This window comes from Plantibacter sp. CFBP 8775, from assembly GCF_014839505.1.
In the GTDB taxonomy this organism is placed as follows: Bacteria; Actinomycetota; Actinomycetes; order Actinomycetales; family Microbacteriaceae; genus Plantibacter; species Plantibacter auratus.
The window spans coordinates 394,707-413,787 of sequence record NZ_JACYNV010000002.1 but is presented as its reverse complement, the minus strand read 5'-3'; the positions used below and the strand labels follow the sequence as shown (position 1 = coordinate 413,787).

Below are 19,081 nucleotides of genomic sequence, written 5' to 3'. Positions count from 1 at the left end.
CAGTGAACCCCGTGACCTCTGCAGACGAATCCCCCCTCTCCGGCGTCGACCTCCGCGCGCTCCCGAAGATCTCGCTCCACGACCACCTCGACGGTGGTGTGCGGCCCGCCACGATCATCGAGCTGGGCGAAGCGAACGGTGTCGACGTCCCCGTGTCGGACCCCGACGGCCTGGCCGACTGGTTCTACACGCAGTGCAACGCCGGCTCGCTCGTCGAGTACCTGAAGACCTTCGACCTCAGCACCGCGGTCATGCAGACCGAGGAGGGGCTCGTCCGCATCGCACGCGAGTTCGTCCAGGACCTCGCCGCGGACGGCGTCATCTACGGCGAGGTGCGCTGGGCTCCCGAGCAGCACCTCACCCGCGGCCTCAGCCTCGACGCGGTCGTCGAGGCCGTCCAGGAGGGCATCGAGCTCGGCATCAAGGACGCGGCCCACTCCGGCTCCGACATCCAGATCGGCCAGCTCGTCACGGCCATGCGGCATGCCGACCGCGCGCTCGAGATCGCTGAGCTCGCCGTGCGCCATCGCGAGCGCGGCGTGGTCGGGTTCGACATCGCCGGCGCCGAGGCGGGCTTCCCCGCCAGCAAGCACCGACTGGCGTTCGACTACCTCGCGGCCGAGCTGTTCCCGGTGACCGTCCACGCGGGGGAGGCCGACGGCATCGAGTCGATCCGGAGCGCCATGCTCGACGGCCGCGCGTTGCGACTCGGCCACGGTGTCCGCATCGCCGAGGACATCTTCATCGAGCGCGACGACGCCGAGTCCCTCTACGCCACGCTCGGTCCCGTCGCCGAGTGGGTCCGCGACCGCAAGATCCCGTTGGAGCTCAGCCCGCAGTCGAACCTGCAGACCGGCGCCATCGCGGCCTGGGGCGAGGAACTCGAGGACCACCCGTTCGACCTGCTCTACCAGCTCGACTTCGCCGTCACGGTCAACGTCGACAACCGCACCATGAGCGACACGAGCCTGACGAAGGAGCTCGCGCTCCTCTCCGAGGCGTTCGACTACGACCTCACCGACCTGGAGACCTTCCAGCTGAACGCCGCCGCCGCGACGTTCCAGCCGCTGGAGATCCGCGAGGCCCTGGCCGACCGCATCTCGGAGGCGTTCGACGAGTTCCTCGACGACGACGACAAGGACTGACGATGCCGGCAGGTGCTGCTCCGGCGACCGCCTGGGCGGCACCTGCGCGGCAGGCTTCCAGCCTCGGAGCGTTACGATGGTTCCGATCCATTCGGGTCGACCGATCCTCTGATTGAAGCGATGCCACTCCCAGAACTGTCCGAAGCCAGCGTCGCGCTCCACGTCGATGCCGGCGACTGGCGCGAGGCGATCCGCGTAGCCGGAGCGCTGCTGTCCGACACCCACGCGGCGGATGCCGCGTACACCCAGCGGATGATCGACGTCGTCGAGGAGTTCGGCGCGTACGTCGTGATCGCGCCGGGCCTGGCGCTCGCGCACGCCCGACCGGGTGCCGACGTCCACGAGGACGCCCTCGTCGTCGCGACGCTCGCTGCTCCGGTCCGGTTCGGCCACCCCCACAACGACCCCGTGTCAGTGGTCCTCGGCCTCGCGGTCACCACCGCCGAGTCGCACGTGGGCTGGGTGGCGGAGATCGCCAACGTCTTCAACGACGAGACCGCCATCCCGCGGCTCGCAGCGGCCACGACGCTCGACGAGGTGCGGGCCGTGTTCGGTGCGTCCCCCCTGAGCATCGGAGACCAGGCATGAAGATCGTCGCCGTCTGCGGTTCGGGGGTCGGCTCCTCCGCGATCCTCAAGCTCAACGCCGAACGCGCGCTCGAACGCCTCGACCTCGAGGCCGACGTCGTCGCCGGCGACATCGAGAGCCTCGGCACGACCGCGGCCGACGCCCAGGTGATCCTGACCTCGCCGGAACTCGTCGAGCGCATCGGCAAGACCTTCGCCGACATCGTCGTCATCGACAACTACTTCGACCTCGCCGAACTCACCGAGAAGCTCGAACGCGCCATCGGCTGACCGGTGCGGCCCGGTCTCCGGGCCGCACACCGCCAGGCCGCTCAGCCCGTCGAGCAGCTAGGAGACGAGCGCCGTCAGGTCCGTCCGCAGCGCGGCGAGCCGCGCGGTGACCGTCGCCGCCCGCTCGGCGGCGTCGCCGTCGGCGGAATGGACGTCGACGTACACCTTGAGCTTCGGTTCGGTGCCGCTCGGCCGGATCATGACCCGGGTGCCGTCGTCGAGCCAGACGCGCAGGACGTCACTCGGCGGGAGTGCCTCGAACCCGTCGGCGAGGTCGTCGATCCGGGTCACCCGGGCGCCCGCCAGTTCCGTCGGTGGGAGCGCCCGCAGTCCGGACATGACCTCGCCGATGCGGCTGAGCTCCGCGTAGCGGATGGAGATCTGGTCGCTGCCGAAGGAACCGAAGGTGTCCGCGAACTGGTCGAGGAGCCCCGCGACGCTCTCGCCCGCCTGCGCCGACGCCGTCGCGAGACCGAGGAACGCGACGGCGGCCGAGATACCGTCCTTGTCGCGCACGGTCCCGGGGTTCACGAGGTAGCCGAGGGCCTCCTCGAAGCCGAAGAGCATGCCCGGCGTCCGGGAGATCCACTTGAACCCGGTGAGCGTCTCGCGGAACTCGAGGCCGTGCGCCTCGGCGACGACGCGCAGGGCGGGGGAGGAGACGATCGAGCACGCGAGCGTGCCCTCGGGAGCCGCATCGCCGTCGAGTGCAGCACTGGCGGCCTGGGCTGCCCGCCAGCCGAGGAGGAGACCGACCTCGTTGCCGGTGAGTCGACGGAACCCCGAGGGGGCCGCGTCGTCTGGGATCGCGATCGCCAGGCGGTCGGCATCGGGGTCGTTGGCGATGATGAGGTCGGCGCCGACTGCTCGCGCCGTCGCGAAGGACAGGTCGAGTGCGCCCGGCTCCTCCGGATTCGGGAAGCTGACGGTCCGGAAGGTGGGATCGGGATCGATCTGCTCGGTGACGAGTTCCGGTGCCGGATACCCGGCGGTCTCGAAGACGCGTCGGGTCGTCTCCCAACCCACGCCGTGCATGGCCGTGTAGACGACGCGCAGCTGGCTGCCCGCCGGGGCGGGAGCGACGGCCGCGGTCTCGGCGACATAGGCGTCGACGACGTCCTCGCCCGCGATCTCGAACCCGTCGCTGCGCGGGAGGTCCTGGACGAGCGCCGTCTCGGCGATGCGCCCGATGTGGGCGGCGATGGCCGCATCGGCGGGGGAGACGATCTGGGACCCGTGGTGCTCACCGCCCAGGTACACCTTGTAGCCGTTGTCGGCGGGCGGATTGTGACTCGCGGTCACCATGACTCCGGCCGAGGCGTCGAAGAACCGCACGGCGAACGCGAGGACGGGCGTCGGCAGGAGCCGTGGGAGCAGGATGGCGCGGACACCGGCACCGGCCATCAGCTCGGCGGTGTCGCTGGCGAACACGGCGGAGTTCTTCCGGCCGTCGTAACCGATGACGACGCTCGGCGTCACGCCTTCCGGCGCCTGCTCGAGCAGGTAGGCGGCGAGTCCGGCCGCGGCCTGTGAGACGAGGACCCGGTTCATCCGGTTGGAGCCGGCCTCGATGCGACCACGGAGCCCGGCCGTGCCGAACTGCAGTCGGGTGTCGAAGCGGTCGTGCAGCTCGGCGACGGCCACGTCGTCGGACACCCGGGCGCGTTCGACGAGGCCTGCCAGTTCGGCCCGGGTCTCGTCGTCGGGATCCTGGGCGAGCCAGGCCTCGGCGATCGCGAGCAGGCTCGTCGCCTCGCTCACAGGGCCGCGACGATCTGCGCGAGGAGCTTGCTGATCACCGGCTCGGCCGCCTGGCCGGCCTCGATGACCTCGGCATGGCTGAGCGGCGTCTGCTGGATGCCGGCGGCGAGGTTCGTGATGAGCGACATCCCGAGGACCTCCATGCCGGCCTGGCGTGCGGCGATCGCCTCGAGCGCGGTCGACATGCCGACGATGTGGCCACCGATCGCCTTCGCCATCTGGACCTCGGCCGGGGTCTCGTAGTGCGGTCCGCGGAACTGCGTGTAGACGCCCTCGTCGAGCTCCGGAGCGACGCTGTGCGCGATGTCCCGCAGCCGCTTGGCGTAGAGGTCGGTGAGGTCGATGAAGGTCGCACCTTCGAGCGGCGAGTCGGCAGTGAGGTTGATGTGGTCGCTGATCAGCACGGGCGTGCCTGGCGTCCAGTGGTCCTTGATGCCGCCTGCGCCGTTCGTCAGCACCATGATGCCCGCGCCGGCCGCAGCGGCCGTCCGCACGCTGTGCACGACACGGCGGACACCGTGGTTCTCGTAGTAGTGCGTCCGGGCGCCGATGACGAGCGCACGCTTGCCGCTCGGGAGCAGGACCGAGCGTAGGGTGCCCACGTGGCCCTCGAGCGCCGGCTTCGAGAAGCCGACGATCTCCGAGGCCGGGATCGTCGCCGTCGTCTCGCCGATCAGGTCGGCCGCCTTGCCCCAGCCGCTGCCGAGGGTGAGCGCGATGTCGTGGCGTTCGACGCCGGTCTTCTCGGCGATCTGGCCGGCGGCTTCGCGGGCGATCTCGAAGGGATCGACATCGGACAGATCGAGTGGATTCGCAGAGGTTTCGGACATCCTCTCACTCTAGACAGGGGCGGGGCCGCCGCCCAACCGTGCCGACCCCGCTCATCCGCGCACGATCCCCGCCGCCGCAGGCCCGAACGGGTTTGGTCCCGCCCCTGGTGGCGCGCGAGAATGGAGGCATGGCCTACGAGTTCGAACGCAAGCAGCGAGTGGCGATCATCGGAGGCGGACCCGGCGGGTACGAGGCTGCCCTCGCCGGGGCGCAGCTCGGGGCCGACGTCACGCTCGTGGAGCGTTCGGGCGTCGGCGGAGCGGCTGTCATCACCGACGTCGTCCCGTCCAAGAGCCTCATCGCCACGGCCGACGCGGTCGGGGCCATCGGCGAGGCGGCCGACCTCGGCGTGCAGTTCTTCGTCCGCTCGGAGACCACCGGGAAGCCCAGCCGTCCCGAGGTCGCCGTGAACCTCGCCGCCGTCAACAAGCGACTGCTCGGATTGGCCCGCCAGCAGTCCGAGGACATGCGGGCGAGTCTCATCCGTGCCGGTGTCCGCATCGTCAACGGTCAGGGGCGGCTCGACGGACCGAACGAGGTCATCGTCTCGACCGACCTGTCCGGCGGCACCGACTTCGACCGCATCGAGGCTGACACCGTCGTCGTCTCCGTCGGCGCGAGCCCGCGCCAGTTGCCCTCCGCGCTGCCGGACGGCGAGCGCATCCTCACCTGGACGCAGCTCTACAACCTCACCTCCGTCCCCGAGCACCTCATCGTCGTCGGCTCGGGCGTCACCGGCGCCGAGTTCGCCTCCGCCTACACGGCGCTCGGCTCCAAGGTCACGCTCATCTCGAGCCGCGACCAGGTGCTGCCCGGTGAGGACGCCGATGCGGCGGCGGTCATCGAGAACGTCTTCAAGCGCAACGGCATGACGGTCCTGTCCAAGTCGCGGGCCGACTCCGTCACCCGCACCGAGCACGGTGTCGTCGCCACGCTCTCCGACGGTCGCACCGTCGAGGGGTCGCACTGCCTCATGGCGGTCGGTTCGGTGCCGAACACCGCCGGGATCGGTCTCGAGGAGGCCGGCGTGCAGCTGACCGATTCCGGGCACATCCGCGTGAACCGGGTGGCGCGCACGAGCGTCCCCAACATCTACGCCGCCGGTGACTGCACGACCTTCCTGCCGCTCGCGTCCGTCGCCTCGATGCAGGGTCGCACCTCGATGCTGCACGCGATGGGCGACGCCGTGAACCCGACCGAGATCCGCAACGTCGCCGCGAACATCTTCACGCAGCCCGAGATCGCGACCGTCGGCTGGACCCAGAAGCAGATCGAGGACGGCATCGCCCAGGGTGAGATCTACAAGCTGCCCCTCGCCCAGAACCCGCGCGCGAAGATGATGGGCATCAAGGACGGCTTCGTCAAGCTGTTCGCGCGGACCGGCAGCGGGACGGTCATCGGCGGGGTCATCGTCGCCCCGAAGGCCAGCGAGCTCATCTTCCCGCTCGCCCTCGCGGTCGAGCAGCGGCTGAACGTCGACCAGGTCGCGCGTGCCTTCACGGTCTACCCGTCACTCACCGGGTCGATCACCGACGCGGCGCGCGCCATGCACATCGTCGAATAGGCGTCGTCCTCGTCGAACCGTCGGCGAGGCGCCGGGGTTCACCGATCGCGGTTCGCGAGCACGATGCGTGCGACGGCGACCCGCGAGCGCACGCCCCAGGCGTGGAAGACGGCGCTCAGGTGCTTCTCCACGGTCTTGCGGGAGATGCCGAGGGCCGTCGCGATCTCGTCGTTCGACAGGCCGTCCGCGACGAGTTCGGTGAGATCCCGCTGTCGGGGCGTCAGCGGCGCGGTCGGGACGGGGACGGCGGTCAACGGCAGCGTGGCCGGGAGTCGTGAGGGGAGCTGGCGGCGGGACACGATCCCGAACGCGGCGAGCACCCGGGTGACGTGCGCGTCGACCGTGCGCGAGGAGAGCTGGAGGACGGACGCGATCTCCGCCGTCGAGTTGCCCTCCGCGGAGAGGAGGGCGACCTCGCGTTCGCGCGGCGACAGTCCGTCCCAACCGGATCCCGCGACCGGCGCGAGACGTCGACCGATCGCCTTCAGCTCGCGGGCTGCGGAGCGGGTCGCGGCCGTGTGCCCGCCGCGGACCGCCTGCTCGGCGAGCGCGGCCAACTCACGGACGGCCTGCGTCCGGTCGGACATGGCGATGAGGGCACGCGTCGCGAGGATCTCACCGATCCCGGCTTCCAGCATGCGGCCGTCGACCAACGCGCGGGTGGTCGCCGTGCGCGCGAGCGCCAGCGCCTCGGCGGGTCGCCCACGGAGGAGTTCGAGCTTGCACTGCATCCGGAGGATGGCCGGCCCGGGGACCCTGCGGTCGACGTCGGCGGCGATGAAGCCGATGAGGCGTTCCGATTCGACGATGTCGCGGTCGAGGAAGGCGCTTGAGACGAGCAGCTCGATCGCGAGGGCCCGGTCCTGGACGGACAGGCCGCTGAAGTCGTTCCCCGAGGCGCTCCGCGCGAGGGCTGCGGCTCCGTGGTCGTCCGCGAGGGCGGCGAGACCGTAGCCGACGAGGAGGTAGCACGTCGTCTGGAAGGCGCCCGTGGGTTCGGGGATGGCCTGACGGACGCGGCGTGCGAGCGTCCTGGTCGCCCCCTGCTCGGCACGGTTCCCGGCGACGAGGCACTGCACGGCCTCCGCGTACAGGGCGGTCGGTCCGCTCCCGGCCCGCTCGAACATCGTGAGCGCTGCGGCCTCAGCCTCGGCGACGCGTCCCTCGTTGAGGAGCAGCCGAGCGAGGACCCCGTCGACGAGTGTCCGGTACAAGCGGCCCGGGGTGGCGGCGATGTCGTCGGCGAACGCGTCGGCGAAGCGCCGGGCCGCGTGGATCAGGACGTTGACGACGGCACCCTCGACGAGCAGGTACCCGACGAGCCAGGCCAGGGTCGGTTCGAGGTCGCCGCCGTCGTCGACGAGGGCGTCCGCCTCCGCGAAGCACCCCTCCAGCTCCGAGCCGGACGAGCGGTCCGACCCGAGGGCCAGCCCGGCGGCTCCCAGCACGAGCAGGCGCGTCGTCCGGTCGGAGTGCGTCGAGGCGGCGAGTGCATCCACCGCGTCCCGGCGACAACCCGCGAAGTCGGCGGTGGTGAACCTGGCGTACGACAGGAGGGCGAGGACGCGGGGATCGGACGCCGCGTGCGGCTCTGCCTCGAGCAGCGCGATCGCACCGGCGGCGTCGAAGTCCGCCACACGATCCAACGCATCTTCGAGGAGGTCGGCTGCTGACACCTGCTCAGCGTATCGTCGCCGGGTCCGATGCGACGCCCGAAGGCGCCGGTCGGGTCAGCTGATGGTGAGGAGCTGGTGACCCGAGGAGACCGTGGCACCGACCGTCGCGTCGATCGCGCCGACCGTGCCGTCCTTGTGCGCCGTGATGGGCTGTTCCATCTTCATCGCCTCGAGGACGACGACGAGGTCGCCCTTGACGACGACATCGCCCTCGGCGACCGCGAGCTTCACGATGGTCGCCTGCATGGGCGCCGAGACGGAATCTCCCGTCGCACCAGAGACCACCGCTGCACCACCGCGGCGGTGCGGAGCGGGAGCGGCGACCGGTGCACCGACGTTCAGCCCCAGCTGTCCGCCCGGAAGGCTGACCTCGAGCCGCTTGCCGCCGACCTCGACGACCACCGTCGAGCGGGCAGCGGGTGCCTGCTGCGCATCGATGGATCCGTCCCAGGGCTCGATGTCGTTGACGAACTCCGTCTCGATCCATCGGGTGTAGACACCGAAGGTGCCGTCCTCCGCGGTGAACGCGGGGTCGCGGACGATCTTGCGGTGGAAGGGGATGACGGTGGGGAGGCCGGCGACCTCGAACTCGTCGAGCGCGCGACGGCTGCGCTCAAGCGCCTCCTCGCGGGTGCGTCCCGTGACGATGATCTTGCCGAGGAGCGAGTCGAACGCCCCCGAGATCGTGTCGCCGGCCGTGACGCCGGAGTCGAGGCGGACACCGGGGCCGCCGAAGGTCTTGAAGACGTGGATCGGGCCCGGCTGCGGGAGGAAGCCGCGTCCCGGGTCCTCGCCGTTGATGCGGAACTCGAAGGAGTGGCCGCTCGGCTGCGGGTCGTCGTAGTCGAGGACGCCGCCCTCGGCGAGACGGAACTGCTCGCGGACGAGGTCGATGCCGGTGATCTCCTCGGAGACCGGGTGCTCGACCTGCAGGCGGGTGTTGACCTCGAGGAAGGAGACGGTGCCGTCCTTACCGATGAGGAACTCGCAGGTGCCGGCACCGAGGTAACCGACCTCCTTGAGGATCGCCTTCGACGCGCGGTAGAGCTCCGTGACCTGGTCGTCGGTGAGGAAGGGTGCCGGTGCCTCTTCGACGAGCTTCTGGTGGCGACGCTGCAGCGAGCAGTCGCGGGTGGAGACGACGACCACGTTGCCGTGCGCGTCGGCCAGGCACTGTGTCTCGACATGGCGCGGCTGGTCGAGGTACTTCTCGACGAAGCACTCGCCCCGGCCGAACGCTGCGATGGCCTCGCGGGTGGCCGACTCGAAGAGCTCGGCGACCTCCTCGCGCTCGCGGGCGACCTTCAGGCCGCGACCGCCACCGCCGAACGCCGCCTTGATGGCGACGGGCAGGCCATGGATGTCGACGAAGTCGAGCACCTCCTCGGCACCCGAGACGGGGTTGAGCGTGCCGGGGGCGAGCGGAGCGCCCACCTTCTCGGCCACGTGGCGGGCGGAGACCTTGTCGCCGAGCCGCTCGATGGCCTCGGGCGACGGGCCGATCCAGATCAGCCCTGCGGCCATGACGGCGCGCGCGAAGTCCGCGTTCTCGGCGAGGAAGCCGTAGCCCGGGTGGACGGCGTCGGCGCCGGACCGTCGGGCGATGGACAGGAGCTTGTCGATGACCAGGTACGTCTCCGCGCTCGTCGTCCCGTCGAGGGCGTAGGCCTCGTCGGCGAGACGGGCGTGCATGGCGTCGCGATCCTGGTCGGCGTAGACGGCGACGGAGGCGATCCCGCTGTCCTTCGCGGCTCGGATGACGCGGACGGCGATCTCGCCACGGTTGGCGATGAGGACCTTGGTTATACGTGGCACAGTCCACGAGCCTACCGGGAGGCCCGGGTGAGCCTTTGGCTCACACGCACAAAAAAGCCGCAGGAACGACGTGCCGCCTCTACAAGACCCGGGTCGTCAGAGGGCGCCGCGCCGGTTGCGGAGCTCGTGCCAGTCGTGTCCCAACGTGCGGACGAGACGCCGCAGGGTCGGGAGCGAGAGGCCGACGACCGTCGACGGATCGCCCTCGATGCGGGTGATGAAGGCGGCGCCCAGACTGTCGATCGTGAACGCCCCCGCCACCGCCAGGGGCTCGCCCGATGCGATGTAGGCGTCGATCTCGGCGTCGTCGAGGTCGTCGGCGAACGACACCTCGGCGCTCGCGACCGCACCGATCCCGACCGGCGAGGCACCGGTGCAGTCGATGAGCCAGTGACCGGAGTACAGGGTCCCCGTCCTCCCGCGCTGAGCGTGCCAGCGTTCGCGGGCGCGCTCGGGAGTGTGCGGCTTGCCGTGGACGACGCCGTCGAGGACGAAGACCGAGTCCCCGCCGAGGATGAGGTCGACCGCGTCGCCGCGTTCGCGCACGACGGCCAGAGCGGCCTCCGCCTTCGCCCGGGCGAGGAGTGCCACGACCTCGTCGGGGGCGAGCGGTGCACCCGCGGCGAGGGTCGCGTCGTCGACGGCCTGTTCCTCGTCGACCGACGACGGGACGATGATCGGCTCGATGCCACTCGACCGCAGCAGGGCGAGTCTGGCCGGTGACGTGGAGGCGAGCGTGAGGCGCATGACGGTTCCTTCTGCAGTGGACGGTGGACTCCCCGCAGCCGCCCGTGTGACATGCTCGACGCATGAGCACGACGACTGCACGCACCGTGGAACTGGACATCACCAACGTAGCCCACGGGGGTGTCTTCGTCGCCCGGCACGAGGGCCGGGTGGTCTTCGTCCCCGACACGCTCCCCGGTGAGCGCGTGCGGGCACGCATCGTCGACGAGAACGAGAAGCGCTTCTGGCGGGCGGAGACCCTGGAGGTCCTCACGCCGTCCGAGCACCGCCGTCCGCACGTCTGGGCCGAGGCCTCCGTCGACCGCGAGCCGAGCGAGCGGGCCGGGGGAGCGGAGTTCGGACACATCGAGCTCGCCCACCAGCGCGCGTTGAAGCACCAGGTCCTCGCGGAAGGCCTCGAACGGTTCGCCGGAGTCGCTCCCGAGTTCACGGTCGCCGCGATCGACGGCGAGACGCCCGACGGCACCCGGTGGCGGACGCGGGTCTCCCTGCACGTCGACCAGCACGGCAACATCGGTCCCTACGCCTCGAGGTCCCACCACGTCGTCCCCGTCGACGACCTGCCGCTCGCGATCGAAGCGGTGGCCGAAGCGGCCAAGCTCGAGGAACTGCCGCACGGCACCACCTCCATCGACATCGTCGCCTCGTCGACCGGGACGGTCCGCGTCCTGACGCGTGCGGACGAGGCCGGAGGCGGCGACCGCCGACGCGGTGGCGGGCGCGGTCGACGCGGGGGACCGAAGCCGGTCCGTCCCGCGGCAGACCCGATCCGCGAGCTCGTCGGCGAGCGCGAGTTCATCGTCGACGCGAACGGATTCTGGCAGGTCCACCGTCAGGCTGCGACGACCCTCCAGCAGGCCGTGTCCGCGGCCATCGACGACGCGCGCTTCGATCCGCGCGCCGCGAACCTCGACCTCTACGGCGGCGTCGGCCTCCTGGCCGCTGGCGTGGGCGACCGCTTCGGCTCCACCACCCGCATCACGACCGTGGAGAGTGACGAACGCGCCACCGAGTACGCGGGCGAGAACCTGTCCGAGTGGGTTGGCGCACAGGCCGTCACTGCGAAGGTCGACGCCTTCCTGCGGTCGGAGATCGCGACGGGCAGTCGGATCGAGCGGTCCCGGTACGCCACCGCGACCGTCGTGCTCGACCCGCCCCGCTCGGGCGCCGGCGCGGAGATCGTCGCCATGCTCGGCGAGCTCCGGCCCGCCTCGATCGTCTACGTCGCCTGCGACCCCATCGCGCTGTCCCGCGACGTCGCCCTCCTGGCCGAGCAGGGCTACGAGCTCGACCACCTCGCGGCCTACGACCTCTTCCCCAACACGCACCACCTCGAGGCCGTCGCGGGCTTCTCGCGAACGGCTTGAGCGGGCCCGTGCCGACGGAGGCGACTCGCGATCAGGCCGTCGCGCCCGGCGGGTCCGTCACTCGCTACGATGGTGCCGTGGTGACCGTCGCAATCATTGATGATCACGAGTCCGTCAGGCTCGGGATCGAAGCGGTGTGCGCGCACGCCGGGTATCAGGTCGTGGCGAGTGCCCCGACCGCCGTCGAGTGCATCGCCGCGTTGAACGGCGTGGTGCCAGACGTGGTCGTGCTCGACCTCTCGCTCTCCGACGGCAGCACGCCGACCTCGAACATCCATGCGGTGCAGGCGGTGGGGGCGCACGTCCTCATCCACTCCATCGCCGATCGGGTCGCACTGGTGCGCGAGGCGCTGGCCGCCGGAGCGTCCGGTGTCATCCCCAAGTCGTCGCCGACGGACACGGTCATCGCCGCCATCGGCACGGTGGCCCGTGGCGAGGCGCTGAACAACATCGAATGGGCGAGCGCGATCGACGCCGACAGCGACTTCGCGCGGGCGCAGCTGGGCCGTCGTGAGCGCGACGTCCTGCACCTCTACGCGTCCGGCCTGCCGTTGAAGACCGTCGCCATGCAGCTCGGCATCGCCTACTCCACGGCCCGAGAGCACATCGACCGCATCCGGGTCAAGTACGTCGAGGTGGGGCGCCCGGCACCGACGAAGGTCGACCTGCTCCGCCGAGCGGTCGAGGACGGGATCCTCCCCGGCCTCGATCAAGGCGGGACGGATGTCTCCTAGCTTCCGGGCACCGACCAGGCATCCCGCGATCCCCGCGACCACGAGAGATGCCCAGGTTCAGCGCCGGATGCTGAACACCGCGAACTTCGAACGCCTCCTCGGCCGTTCGGTCGCGATCATCGGACTCGTCTTCGGACTGCAGACCGCGTTCACCACGCTCGGGCAGGGCGTCCAGATCACCGGCTGGTTCGGCGTGCTCTACGTCTCCCTCGTCTTCGGGACGATGTTCGGCGCCATCATCTGCTGCTTCTTCCTGTGGCACCACCGCATCGCCTCCGGCGTCTTCGCCGCAGTGTTCTTCGTGGCCCTCCTCATCTGGCCCGCGGTGAACGCGCAGGCGTCGGCGGACATCAACCAGGAACCGTGGATCTGGTACCTCTGCACGATCGCCGTCGCGTTCGCCTGCATCCCGCTGCAGTTGCGGGGGGCCATCGTGTACCTCGTCGTGACCTCGGTCATGTACGGCGTCAACCGCGTCATCGACGCCGACTTCGCGCCGGCGTCCTTCGAGATCGGTGCGCTCGACGCTTCGTACGCGACGATCATCGGTGGGCTCATCGTCGTCCTCGTCGGGCTGTTCCGTGTGCTGGCCGGTCGGGTCGACATCGCGAGGGCGGCCGCCCTCGCCACCTACGACGCGGCCGTCAAGCAGCACGCCACGGAGGTGGAGCGCGTCGAGGTCGATTCGATCGTCCACGACAGCGTCCTCGCCTCCCTGCTCGCCGCGGATCGGGCGCTGACCCCGAAGTCGGAGGCGCTCGCCGTCATGATGGCGCGGGTCGCGATCGAGCAGCTCGAGGGCGTTGGAGCGCCGATGACCAACGAGGACGAGGTCACCGGCCTCGCCGAGCTCATCGAACGGCTGCGTGCGGCCGCGTCGATGCTCGGTGAACCGTTCTCCGTAACGGTCGAGGGGGCGTCCGGCCGGGTCCTGCCCGTCACGGTCGCGAACGCGGTCTACTGGGCGACGGTGCAGGCGATGGTCAACAGCGTCGAGCACGCGGGTTCGGGAGTTGCGCGGAGCCTGTCCATCGAGGGCACGGTCTCCGGCGGCGTCTGCGTCATCGTCGGCGACGACGGCGTCGGGTTCTGCCCCGAGCAGGTCGCCGAGGAGCGGCTCGGGCTGAAGGTCTCGATCGTCGAGCGCGTCGCCGCGGTCGGCGGACGCTCGACGGTGATCTCCCGTCCGGGTGAGGGTGCCGTGATCCGCATCGAGTGGTCACCGGAGCACGGCTCGTGACCCCGGCACCGCGGTACGCCCTCGTCATCCTCGCCGCCCTGTTCTCGGCGTACCACCTGCTCCGTGCGGCGCTGACGCTCGAGACACCCCGCGACGTCGTCCCGGTCCTCATCGCGATGCTCGTCTACGCCGTCGCGAGCGTCCTGAGTCTCTGGCCGATGGGCACGACGCGCATGCCGTCGTGGCTCGCGAGCATCAACCTCGCGACCGCGATCATCGTCCCGTTGCTCGTGACCAGCCAGCTCGACCCCACGCGGAACAACGGGTACGCCACCTGGCACGTCGCGTCGATCGGGACACTGATGACGATCACCGTGGTCCGGCAGCGGGAGGCGGTCGCCTACATCGGGATCGTCTTCCTCACGGTCCAGTCGCTCCTCTGGGCGGGTCCGGGACTGGCGCTCGGGATGGGTGTCACAGGCAGCCTCATCTGGGTCGTCCTCGCGAGTGTGCTCACCCGATCGATCGCTGGGGCGCAGCACGACGCCGAGCGCCTCACGCAGGCGGAGCATGCGACCTCCGACTGGCAGGCGGCGCAGTACGCGCACGTGCACGAGCGGCGACGACGCCTCAGTCAGACGGGCCGCCTGGCGACTCCGATGCTCCGCACGATCATCGCCAACGGCGGCAGGCTGTCGGTGGCCGATCGTACGGAGTGCCGGACGCTGGAGGCCAGTCTCCGCGACGAGATCCGCGGGCGACACCTCTTGAGCGACCCGGTCCGTGCCGAAGTGCTCGCGGCCCGACGGCGCGGCGCGATCGTGAACATGCTGGACGAAGGCGGCCTCGAGGAGCTCCACGCCGGCGTCCTCGACGCGATCCACGAGCAGATCGCCGAAGCGCTCGCCGCCTCGCACGCCACGCGCCTCATCGTGCGGAGCGTCCCGGACGACGAGCGCGTCGCGGTGACCGTGGTCGGCCTGCGTGCGGTGCACCGGGAACCGGGCGTCGCTGCGGGTCCGGACGACGACGACGAGGAACTCGACGTCTGGCTCGAGATCCCGCGCGACGGCTCCCGTGCCGGCGTGGGTGCGGTCGGCGTGTCCGACGAGGGCTGACCCGCTCCGACGGTGCAACACCCTTCGACAGGGTCAGGGACCGGAACGCATCCGGGCACACCTCTTCCGGTCACTGAGCTTGTCGAAGTGCCCACGAGGACTCCTCATCGTTCCGGGCACACCTTTCCCGGTCACTGAGCTCGTCGAAGTGCCCACGAGGAAACGTTCGACATGCTCAGGGACCGAGGCGTTCCCGGTAGAGCTCCTCCGGCCACTGCGGTGTCACGACCCAGCTGCCCTTCGACAGGCTCAGGGACCGAGGCATTCCCGGTGAACCTCCTCCGGCCACTGCGGTGTCACGACCCAGCTGCCCTTCGACAGGCTCAGGGACCGAGACGTTCCGGGCACACTTCTCCCGGTCACTGAGCCTGTCGAAGTGCCCACGAGAACCCCTTCGACACGTCGACAAGCTCAGTGCGACGCAGCTCAGGGACAGGCAGCGGTCAGAACGGTGCAGGGTCCCGTTCGGTCCGGTGGTGTTTCCCGTCGGGTGTCGTCCAGTCGAGGACGCCGCCGGCTCCGTGTTCGAGGTTCCACCCGGCTAGGTGCTTCAGCCGGTGGTGATGTCGACACAGGCAGGCGAGGTTCCCGACATCCGTCGTCCCGCCGTCCTGCCACGCGACTGAGTGGTCGAGATCGCAGGCCCGGGCTCGTCTGCCGCAGCCCGGTGCCCGACAGGTGCCGTCTCGCAGGCGGACCGCGCGTTGCAGGTCAGCCGGAACCCGGTACTGATTGCGGCCGACGGAAAGGACCGCGCCGGTTTCCGGTTGGACGAGGATCCGGGTGAAGCTTGGTGCGTTCACGGCGATACGTGCGGCGGTCTCCGGGTCGATGGGTCCGTAGCCGTCGAGCGTCGCCGGGGCATCGCTCACACCGGCCATCGTGAGCGCCGGGACCGTGATCTGGACGGTCGGCTTGATGTGCTCCTGCACCTCGATCGGGTGGGGAAGGACCGGGCTCGACATGACGTCTTCCGGGGTCACGCCGGTGAGCGCGAGCGCCGCCAGGGCATCTGCCTGCAGCTGGGCGCAGGTGCGGGTGTCGCCAGCTGCGCGCGACTCTGCTGCCGCGGCCTCGACGCGCTCGATGAGCCCCTGGGCGATCGGCGCCGTGGTGAACAGGTGCACCCACGCCATGCCGTCGGCGGCCGGTTCGAACTCGACCCGGCGGTCAGCCTCGGAGCGGACCGCTCGGGCGGTGATGGACTCGGGGTGGAGTCGCTCGCGCAGGATGCGGGCGCGCCTGCGGAGGTTCGCGTTGGTCGTCTCCTCCGCAACCTGTAGTACCTCAGCGAGGAACGCCGCCCGCCCCGCGGTCGGCACGTCACTGAGTTGGTCGATGATCGTCTGCGCGTGCCGCGCTGAGATGCGACCGGCCTCGAGGGACGCGAGCACGGCGGGTGCGTCGTTCACGAGACGCTCGGCGTCGTTCGTCGCCCGCTGCACGGTCCGCTCGGGCGTGCGGGTCGCCATCGCGAGCGCCGTACAGGTCGACCGGCGGGAGAGCGCCTGCCGTTCCGCGGGCGGGAAGATCGCCGGAACCGTGGCGTCGGCGAAGGCGTCCGCGTAGGCGGCAGACCGGGCGAGCAGCCGAGCCTCCTCGGCGTCCAGAGCAGCACGCCGACGCTGGATGTCCGCGTAGTGGTCCGAGAACTCCGCGAGGCGCGCGGCGCACTCGTCGCCCACGCGGATCGCGGCGGAGGTGGTCTCGGTCATGGAACCAGTCCACCACGGACCACTGACATTCCAGATGCTGAGTCGGGACGGCTGTGGAAGTTGCTCGTGTGCCCTTCGACAGGCTCAGGGACCGGAGGAGGCATGCCGGATTGGCGGGGTTCTCCGTGGGCCCTTCGACAGGCTCAGGGACCGGAGGAGGGTCACCAGGGCGAGAGGTTCCTCGTGTGCCCTCGACAGGCTCAGAGGCTGGATGGGGTTGCTCAGGGACCGGGAGAGGGGCAGTGGAGCGGGAAGCTGCTCGTGTGCCCTTCGACAAGCTCAGGGACCGGAGGGGGTCACTCGGAGGGTCGGAGAGGGTCATCGAAGCGGGAGCTTCCTCGAAGCGGGAACTTCCTCGTGGGCCCTTCGACAAGCTCAGGGACCGGAACGCGTCCGAGTGGACTTCTCCCGGTCGCTGAGCCTGTCGAAGTGCCTGGTCCCGGACGAACGAAAGGAGGGCCAGCACCCGATGCTGGCCCTCCGTGACGTTCGTGGGTCAGAGCGGTAACCCGAATACCGCTCTGACCCGCCCCCGAACTCCTGCCCGCTTACCCTAGATGGAGCAGGAGCTGGTGAAGTGGTCTCGATGAGACTCAACTGTCGAGAATGATCATCCCCCATCAGGGGTACCCCCGACAGTCGGCACTATGGAGGACACGAACGGGGGACAGCGCCGCGCGCCACGAGGGGCAACCGCTGGCTCGTCCGTCGAAAGGGCTCAGCCCGTGAACGCGCGCCAGTGTCCTGGGCCCACGGTGATCCCCGTACGGAGGTTCCGCCTCGTCCGCTCCCACGTCGACGGGACGCGAGGTGCCGGGGCGGTGTCGGCGTCGCGCAGCGCCTGTTCGGCGATCGCCACGCTCAGCACCGCGGTGAGTGCCGCGAGCTCCTCATCGGTCGGGGTACCGCGCTCGATCCGGAGATCGATCGACGACGGCTCGGTCGTGCTCGGCTCGGCGCCGGTGCTCACAGCGGGATGTTCCCGTGCTTCTTGGCGGGCAGGCTCGCACGCTTCGTCCGGAGCGCGCGGAGCGCCTTGATGACCGAGACCCGCGTGGCCGCCGGTTCGATGACGCCGTCCAGCTCGCCGCGCTCGGCGGCGAGGAACGGGCTCGCGACGTTGTAGGTGTACTCGTTCGCGAGGCGCGTGCGCACGGCGGCGACGTCCTCGCCGGCTTCCTCGGCCCGCTTGATCTCGCCGCGGTACAGGATGTTGACGGCACCCTGCCCGCCCATGACCGCGATCTCGGCCGTGGGCCAGGCGAGGTTGATGTCGGCCCCGAGCTGCTTCGAGCCCATGACGATGTAGGCGCCGCCGTAGGCCTTGCGCAGGATGACGGTGACCAGGGGCACCGTGGCCTCGGCGTAGGCGTAGAGGAGCTTCGCGCCGCGGCGGATGACGCCGGTCCACTCCTGGTCGGTGCCGGGCAGGTAGCCGGGGACGTCGACCAGGGTGAGGATCGGGATGCTGAACGCGTCGCAGAACCGGACGAACCGACTCGCTTTCTCGCCCGCTTCGATGTTCAGCGTCCCGGCCATCTGGGAGGGCTGGTTGGCGATGACACCGACCGACCGTCCCTCGACGCGCGCGAAACCGATGACGATGTTCGGCGCGAAGAGCGGCTGGACCTCGAGGAAGTCGGCGTCGTCGACGACATGCTCGATGACGGTCTTCACGTCGTAGGGCTGGTTCGGCGAGTCGGGGATGAGGGTGTTGAGTCGGCGGTCCTCGTCCGTCGTCTCCAGCTCCACCTCGACGTCGAAGACCGTGGCCTCGGACAGGTTGTTGTCGGGCAGGAAGCCGACGAGGGTGCGGGCGTAGTCGAGGGCGTCCGGCTCGTCGCTCGCGAGGTAGTGCGCGACGCCCGAGCGGGTGTTGTGCGTGTACCCGCCGCCGAGCTCCTCCATGCCGACGTCCTCGCCCGTGACGGTCTTGATGACGTCGGGGCCCGTGACGAACATCTGGCTGGTCTTGTCGACCATGATGACGAAGTCGGTGAGTGCGGGGGAGTAGACGGCGCCACCGGCCGCCGGACCCATGATGATGGAGATCTGCGGGATGACCCCGGAGGCCTGCGTGTTGCGTCGGAAGATCTCGCCGTACTTGCCGAGCGCGACGACGCCCTCCTGGATGCGCGCGCCGCCGGAGTCGAGCATGCCGATGATCGGGACGCCCGTCTTCAAGGCGAGGTCCATGATCTTGATGATCTTGTCGCCGGCGACCTCGCCGAGCGAACCGCCGAAGATGGTGAAGTCCTGCGAGTACACGGCGACCTGGCGGCCGTGGATGGTACCGGTGCCGGTGACGACGGCATCGCCGTACGGCCGTGAGCGGTCCATGCCGAAGGCGGTCGTGCGGTGCCGCACGAACTCGTCGAGTTCGACGAAGCTGCCGTGGTCGAGCAGCTGCTCGATGCGCTCCCGCGCGGTGAGCTTGCCCTTCTTGTGCTGCTTCTCGATGGCGGCTTCGCCGCTCGCCGTCACGGCCTCGTGATAGCGGTTCTTGAGGTCGGCGAGCTTCCCGGCCGTCGTGTACAGGTCAGGGCCGGAGGTGGTTTCGTCGGTCACGCT

At 70.2% G+C, this 19,081-nt stretch carries 16 protein-coding genes; 8 read left to right on the top strand and 8 right to left on the bottom strand.

All coding sequences use genetic code 11. The annotated features are described in order from the left end of the window. The first annotated feature begins 11 nt into the window (after window positions 1-11). From IFR14_RS14465 to IFR14_RS14455, 3 genes are all read left to right on the top strand, one after another. Window positions 12-1,145, top strand: a complete 1,134-nt coding sequence (locus IFR14_RS14465; RefSeq protein ID WP_191941485.1) for an adenosine deaminase — start codon at window positions 12-14, stop codon at window positions 1,143-1,145. 120 nt (window positions 1,146-1,265) lie between these two features. Continuing rightward, window positions 1,266-1,733 carry a PTS sugar transporter subunit IIA gene (locus tag IFR14_RS14460; RefSeq protein WP_137243423.1) on the top strand — a complete coding sequence of 156 codons (468 nt, stop codon included), beginning with the start codon at window positions 1,266-1,268 and terminating at the stop codon, window positions 1,731-1,733. Then, window positions 1,730-2,002, top strand: coding sequence for a PTS sugar transporter subunit IIB (locus IFR14_RS14455; protein ID WP_064294838.1), 273 nt, complete (start codon window positions 1,730-1,732; stop codon window positions 2,000-2,002). The genes IFR14_RS14460 and IFR14_RS14455 overlap by 4 nt, the downstream gene beginning before the upstream one ends. 57 nt (window positions 2,003-2,059) lie before the next feature. Here IFR14_RS14455 and IFR14_RS14450 read toward each other — a convergent pair whose 3' ends face one another. Both IFR14_RS14450 and IFR14_RS14445 read right to left on the bottom strand, forming a co-directional pair. Then, complete coding sequence (locus IFR14_RS14450) at window positions 2,060-3,763, bottom strand: phospho-sugar mutase (RefSeq protein WP_191941484.1); 1,704 nt, start codon at window positions 3,761-3,763, stop codon at window positions 2,060-2,062. After that, window positions 3,760-4,593: a purine-nucleoside phosphorylase gene (locus IFR14_RS14445; protein WP_079707324.1), complete on the bottom strand. Its 834-nt coding sequence runs from the start codon at window positions 4,591-4,593 to the stop codon at window positions 3,760-3,762. Before IFR14_RS14445 ends, IFR14_RS14450 begins: the two co-directional genes overlap by 4 nt. Window positions 4,594-4,721: 128 nt before the next feature. Between IFR14_RS14445 and IFR14_RS14440 the strand changes: the two genes are divergently transcribed. Continuing rightward, window positions 4,722-6,158, top strand: a complete 1,437-nt coding sequence (locus IFR14_RS14440; RefSeq protein ID WP_191941483.1) for an NAD(P)H-quinone dehydrogenase — start codon at window positions 4,722-4,724, stop codon at window positions 6,156-6,158. A gap of 38 nt (window positions 6,159-6,196) precedes the next feature. Here the strand turns inward: IFR14_RS14440 and IFR14_RS21430 are convergent, their stop codons facing one another. From IFR14_RS21430 to IFR14_RS14425, 3 genes are all read right to left on the bottom strand, one after another. Then, window positions 6,197-7,834, bottom strand: coding sequence for a LuxR C-terminal-related transcriptional regulator (locus tag IFR14_RS21430; RefSeq protein ID WP_191941482.1), 1,638 nt, complete (start codon window positions 7,832-7,834; stop codon window positions 6,197-6,199). A gap of 54 nt (window positions 7,835-7,888) precedes the next feature. Continuing rightward, the gene (locus tag IFR14_RS14430) at window positions 7,889-9,649 is read right to left on the bottom strand and encodes an ATP-binding protein (RefSeq protein WP_079707321.1); all 1,761 of its coding nucleotides are present in this window, start codon (window positions 9,647-9,649) and stop codon (window positions 7,889-7,891) included. A 96-nt stretch (window positions 9,650-9,745) separates the two neighbouring features. Further along, window positions 9,746-10,396 (bottom strand): Maf family protein, encoded by a 651-nt coding sequence (locus IFR14_RS14425; RefSeq protein ID WP_137243419.1) that lies wholly within the window; start codon window positions 10,394-10,396, stop codon window positions 9,746-9,748. A 62-nt stretch (window positions 10,397-10,458) separates the two neighbouring features. Here IFR14_RS14425 and IFR14_RS14420 point away from each other — a divergent pair, with 62 nt between their 5' ends. The 4 genes from IFR14_RS14420 (at window position 10,459) to IFR14_RS14405 (ending at window position 14,795) form a co-directional block, all read left to right on the top strand. Continuing rightward, a complete protein-coding gene (locus tag IFR14_RS14420; RefSeq protein WP_191941481.1) occupies window positions 10,459-11,763 on the top strand; it encodes a class I SAM-dependent RNA methyltransferase in 1,305 nt (434 codons plus the stop codon). 77 nt (window positions 11,764-11,840) lie between these two features. After that, window positions 11,841-12,497, top strand: coding sequence for a response regulator transcription factor (locus IFR14_RS14415; RefSeq protein ID WP_064294846.1), 657 nt, complete (start codon window positions 11,841-11,843; stop codon window positions 12,495-12,497). A gap of 67 nt (window positions 12,498-12,564) precedes the next feature. Next, window positions 12,565-13,737 carry a sensor histidine kinase gene (locus IFR14_RS14410; RefSeq protein ID WP_191941480.1) on the top strand — a complete coding sequence of 391 codons (1,173 nt, stop codon included), beginning with the start codon at window positions 12,565-12,567 and terminating at the stop codon, window positions 13,735-13,737. Further along, a complete protein-coding gene (locus IFR14_RS14405; RefSeq protein WP_191941479.1) occupies window positions 13,734-14,795 on the top strand; it encodes a hypothetical protein in 1,062 nt (353 codons plus the stop codon). The genes IFR14_RS14410 and IFR14_RS14405 overlap by 4 nt, the downstream gene beginning before the upstream one ends. A 443-nt stretch (window positions 14,796-15,238) precedes the next feature. Here IFR14_RS14405 and IFR14_RS14400 read toward each other — a convergent pair whose 3' ends face one another. The 3 genes from IFR14_RS14400 to IFR14_RS14390 all read right to left on the bottom strand — a co-directional run bounded on the left by IFR14_RS14400 (window position 15,239) and on the right by IFR14_RS14390 (window position 19,078). After that, entirely contained in the window at window positions 15,239-16,510 is a 1,272-nt protein-coding gene (locus IFR14_RS14400) for an HNH endonuclease signature motif containing protein (RefSeq protein ID WP_191941478.1), read from the bottom strand. A gap of 718 nt (window positions 16,511-17,228) precedes the next feature. Next, complete coding sequence (locus tag IFR14_RS14395; protein ID WP_191941477.1) at window positions 17,229-17,480, bottom strand: acyl-CoA carboxylase subunit epsilon; 252 nt, start codon at window positions 17,478-17,480, stop codon at window positions 17,229-17,231. Then, a complete protein-coding gene (locus IFR14_RS14390; RefSeq protein WP_071262519.1) occupies window positions 17,477-19,078 on the bottom strand; it encodes an acyl-CoA carboxylase subunit beta in 1,602 nt (533 codons plus the stop codon). Before IFR14_RS14390 ends, IFR14_RS14395 begins: the two co-directional genes overlap by 4 nt. Between the last annotated feature and the right edge of the window lie 3 nt (window positions 19,079-19,081).

Excerpts from the sequence above, each read along its gene's own strand:
- IFR14_RS14455 (WP_064294838.1), top strand. The coding sequence starts at position 1,730 with ATGAAGATCGTCGCCGTCTGCGGTTCGGGGGTCGGCTCCTCCGCGATC.
- IFR14_RS14425 (WP_137243419.1), bottom strand. The coding sequence starts at position 10,396 with ATGCGCCTCACGCTCGCCTCCACGTCACCGGCCAGACTCGCCCTGCTG.
- IFR14_RS14400 (WP_191941478.1), bottom strand. The coding sequence starts at position 16,510 with ATGACCGAGACCACCTCCGCCGCGATCCGCGTGGGCGACGAGTGCGCC.
- IFR14_RS14410 (WP_191941480.1), top strand. The coding sequence starts at position 12,565 with ATGCTGAACACCGCGAACTTCGAACGCCTCCTCGGCCGTTCGGTCGCG.
- IFR14_RS14445 (WP_079707324.1), bottom strand. The coding sequence starts at position 4,593 with ATGTCCGAAACCTCTGCGAATCCACTCGATCTGTCCGATGTCGATCCC.
- IFR14_RS14420 (WP_191941481.1), top strand. The coding sequence starts at position 10,459 with ATGAGCACGACGACTGCACGCACCGTGGAACTGGACATCACCAACGTA.
- IFR14_RS14460 (WP_137243423.1), top strand. The coding sequence starts at position 1,266 with ATGCCACTCCCAGAACTGTCCGAAGCCAGCGTCGCGCTCCACGTCGAT.
- IFR14_RS14440 (WP_191941483.1), top strand. The coding sequence starts at position 4,722 with ATGGCCTACGAGTTCGAACGCAAGCAGCGAGTGGCGATCATCGGAGGC.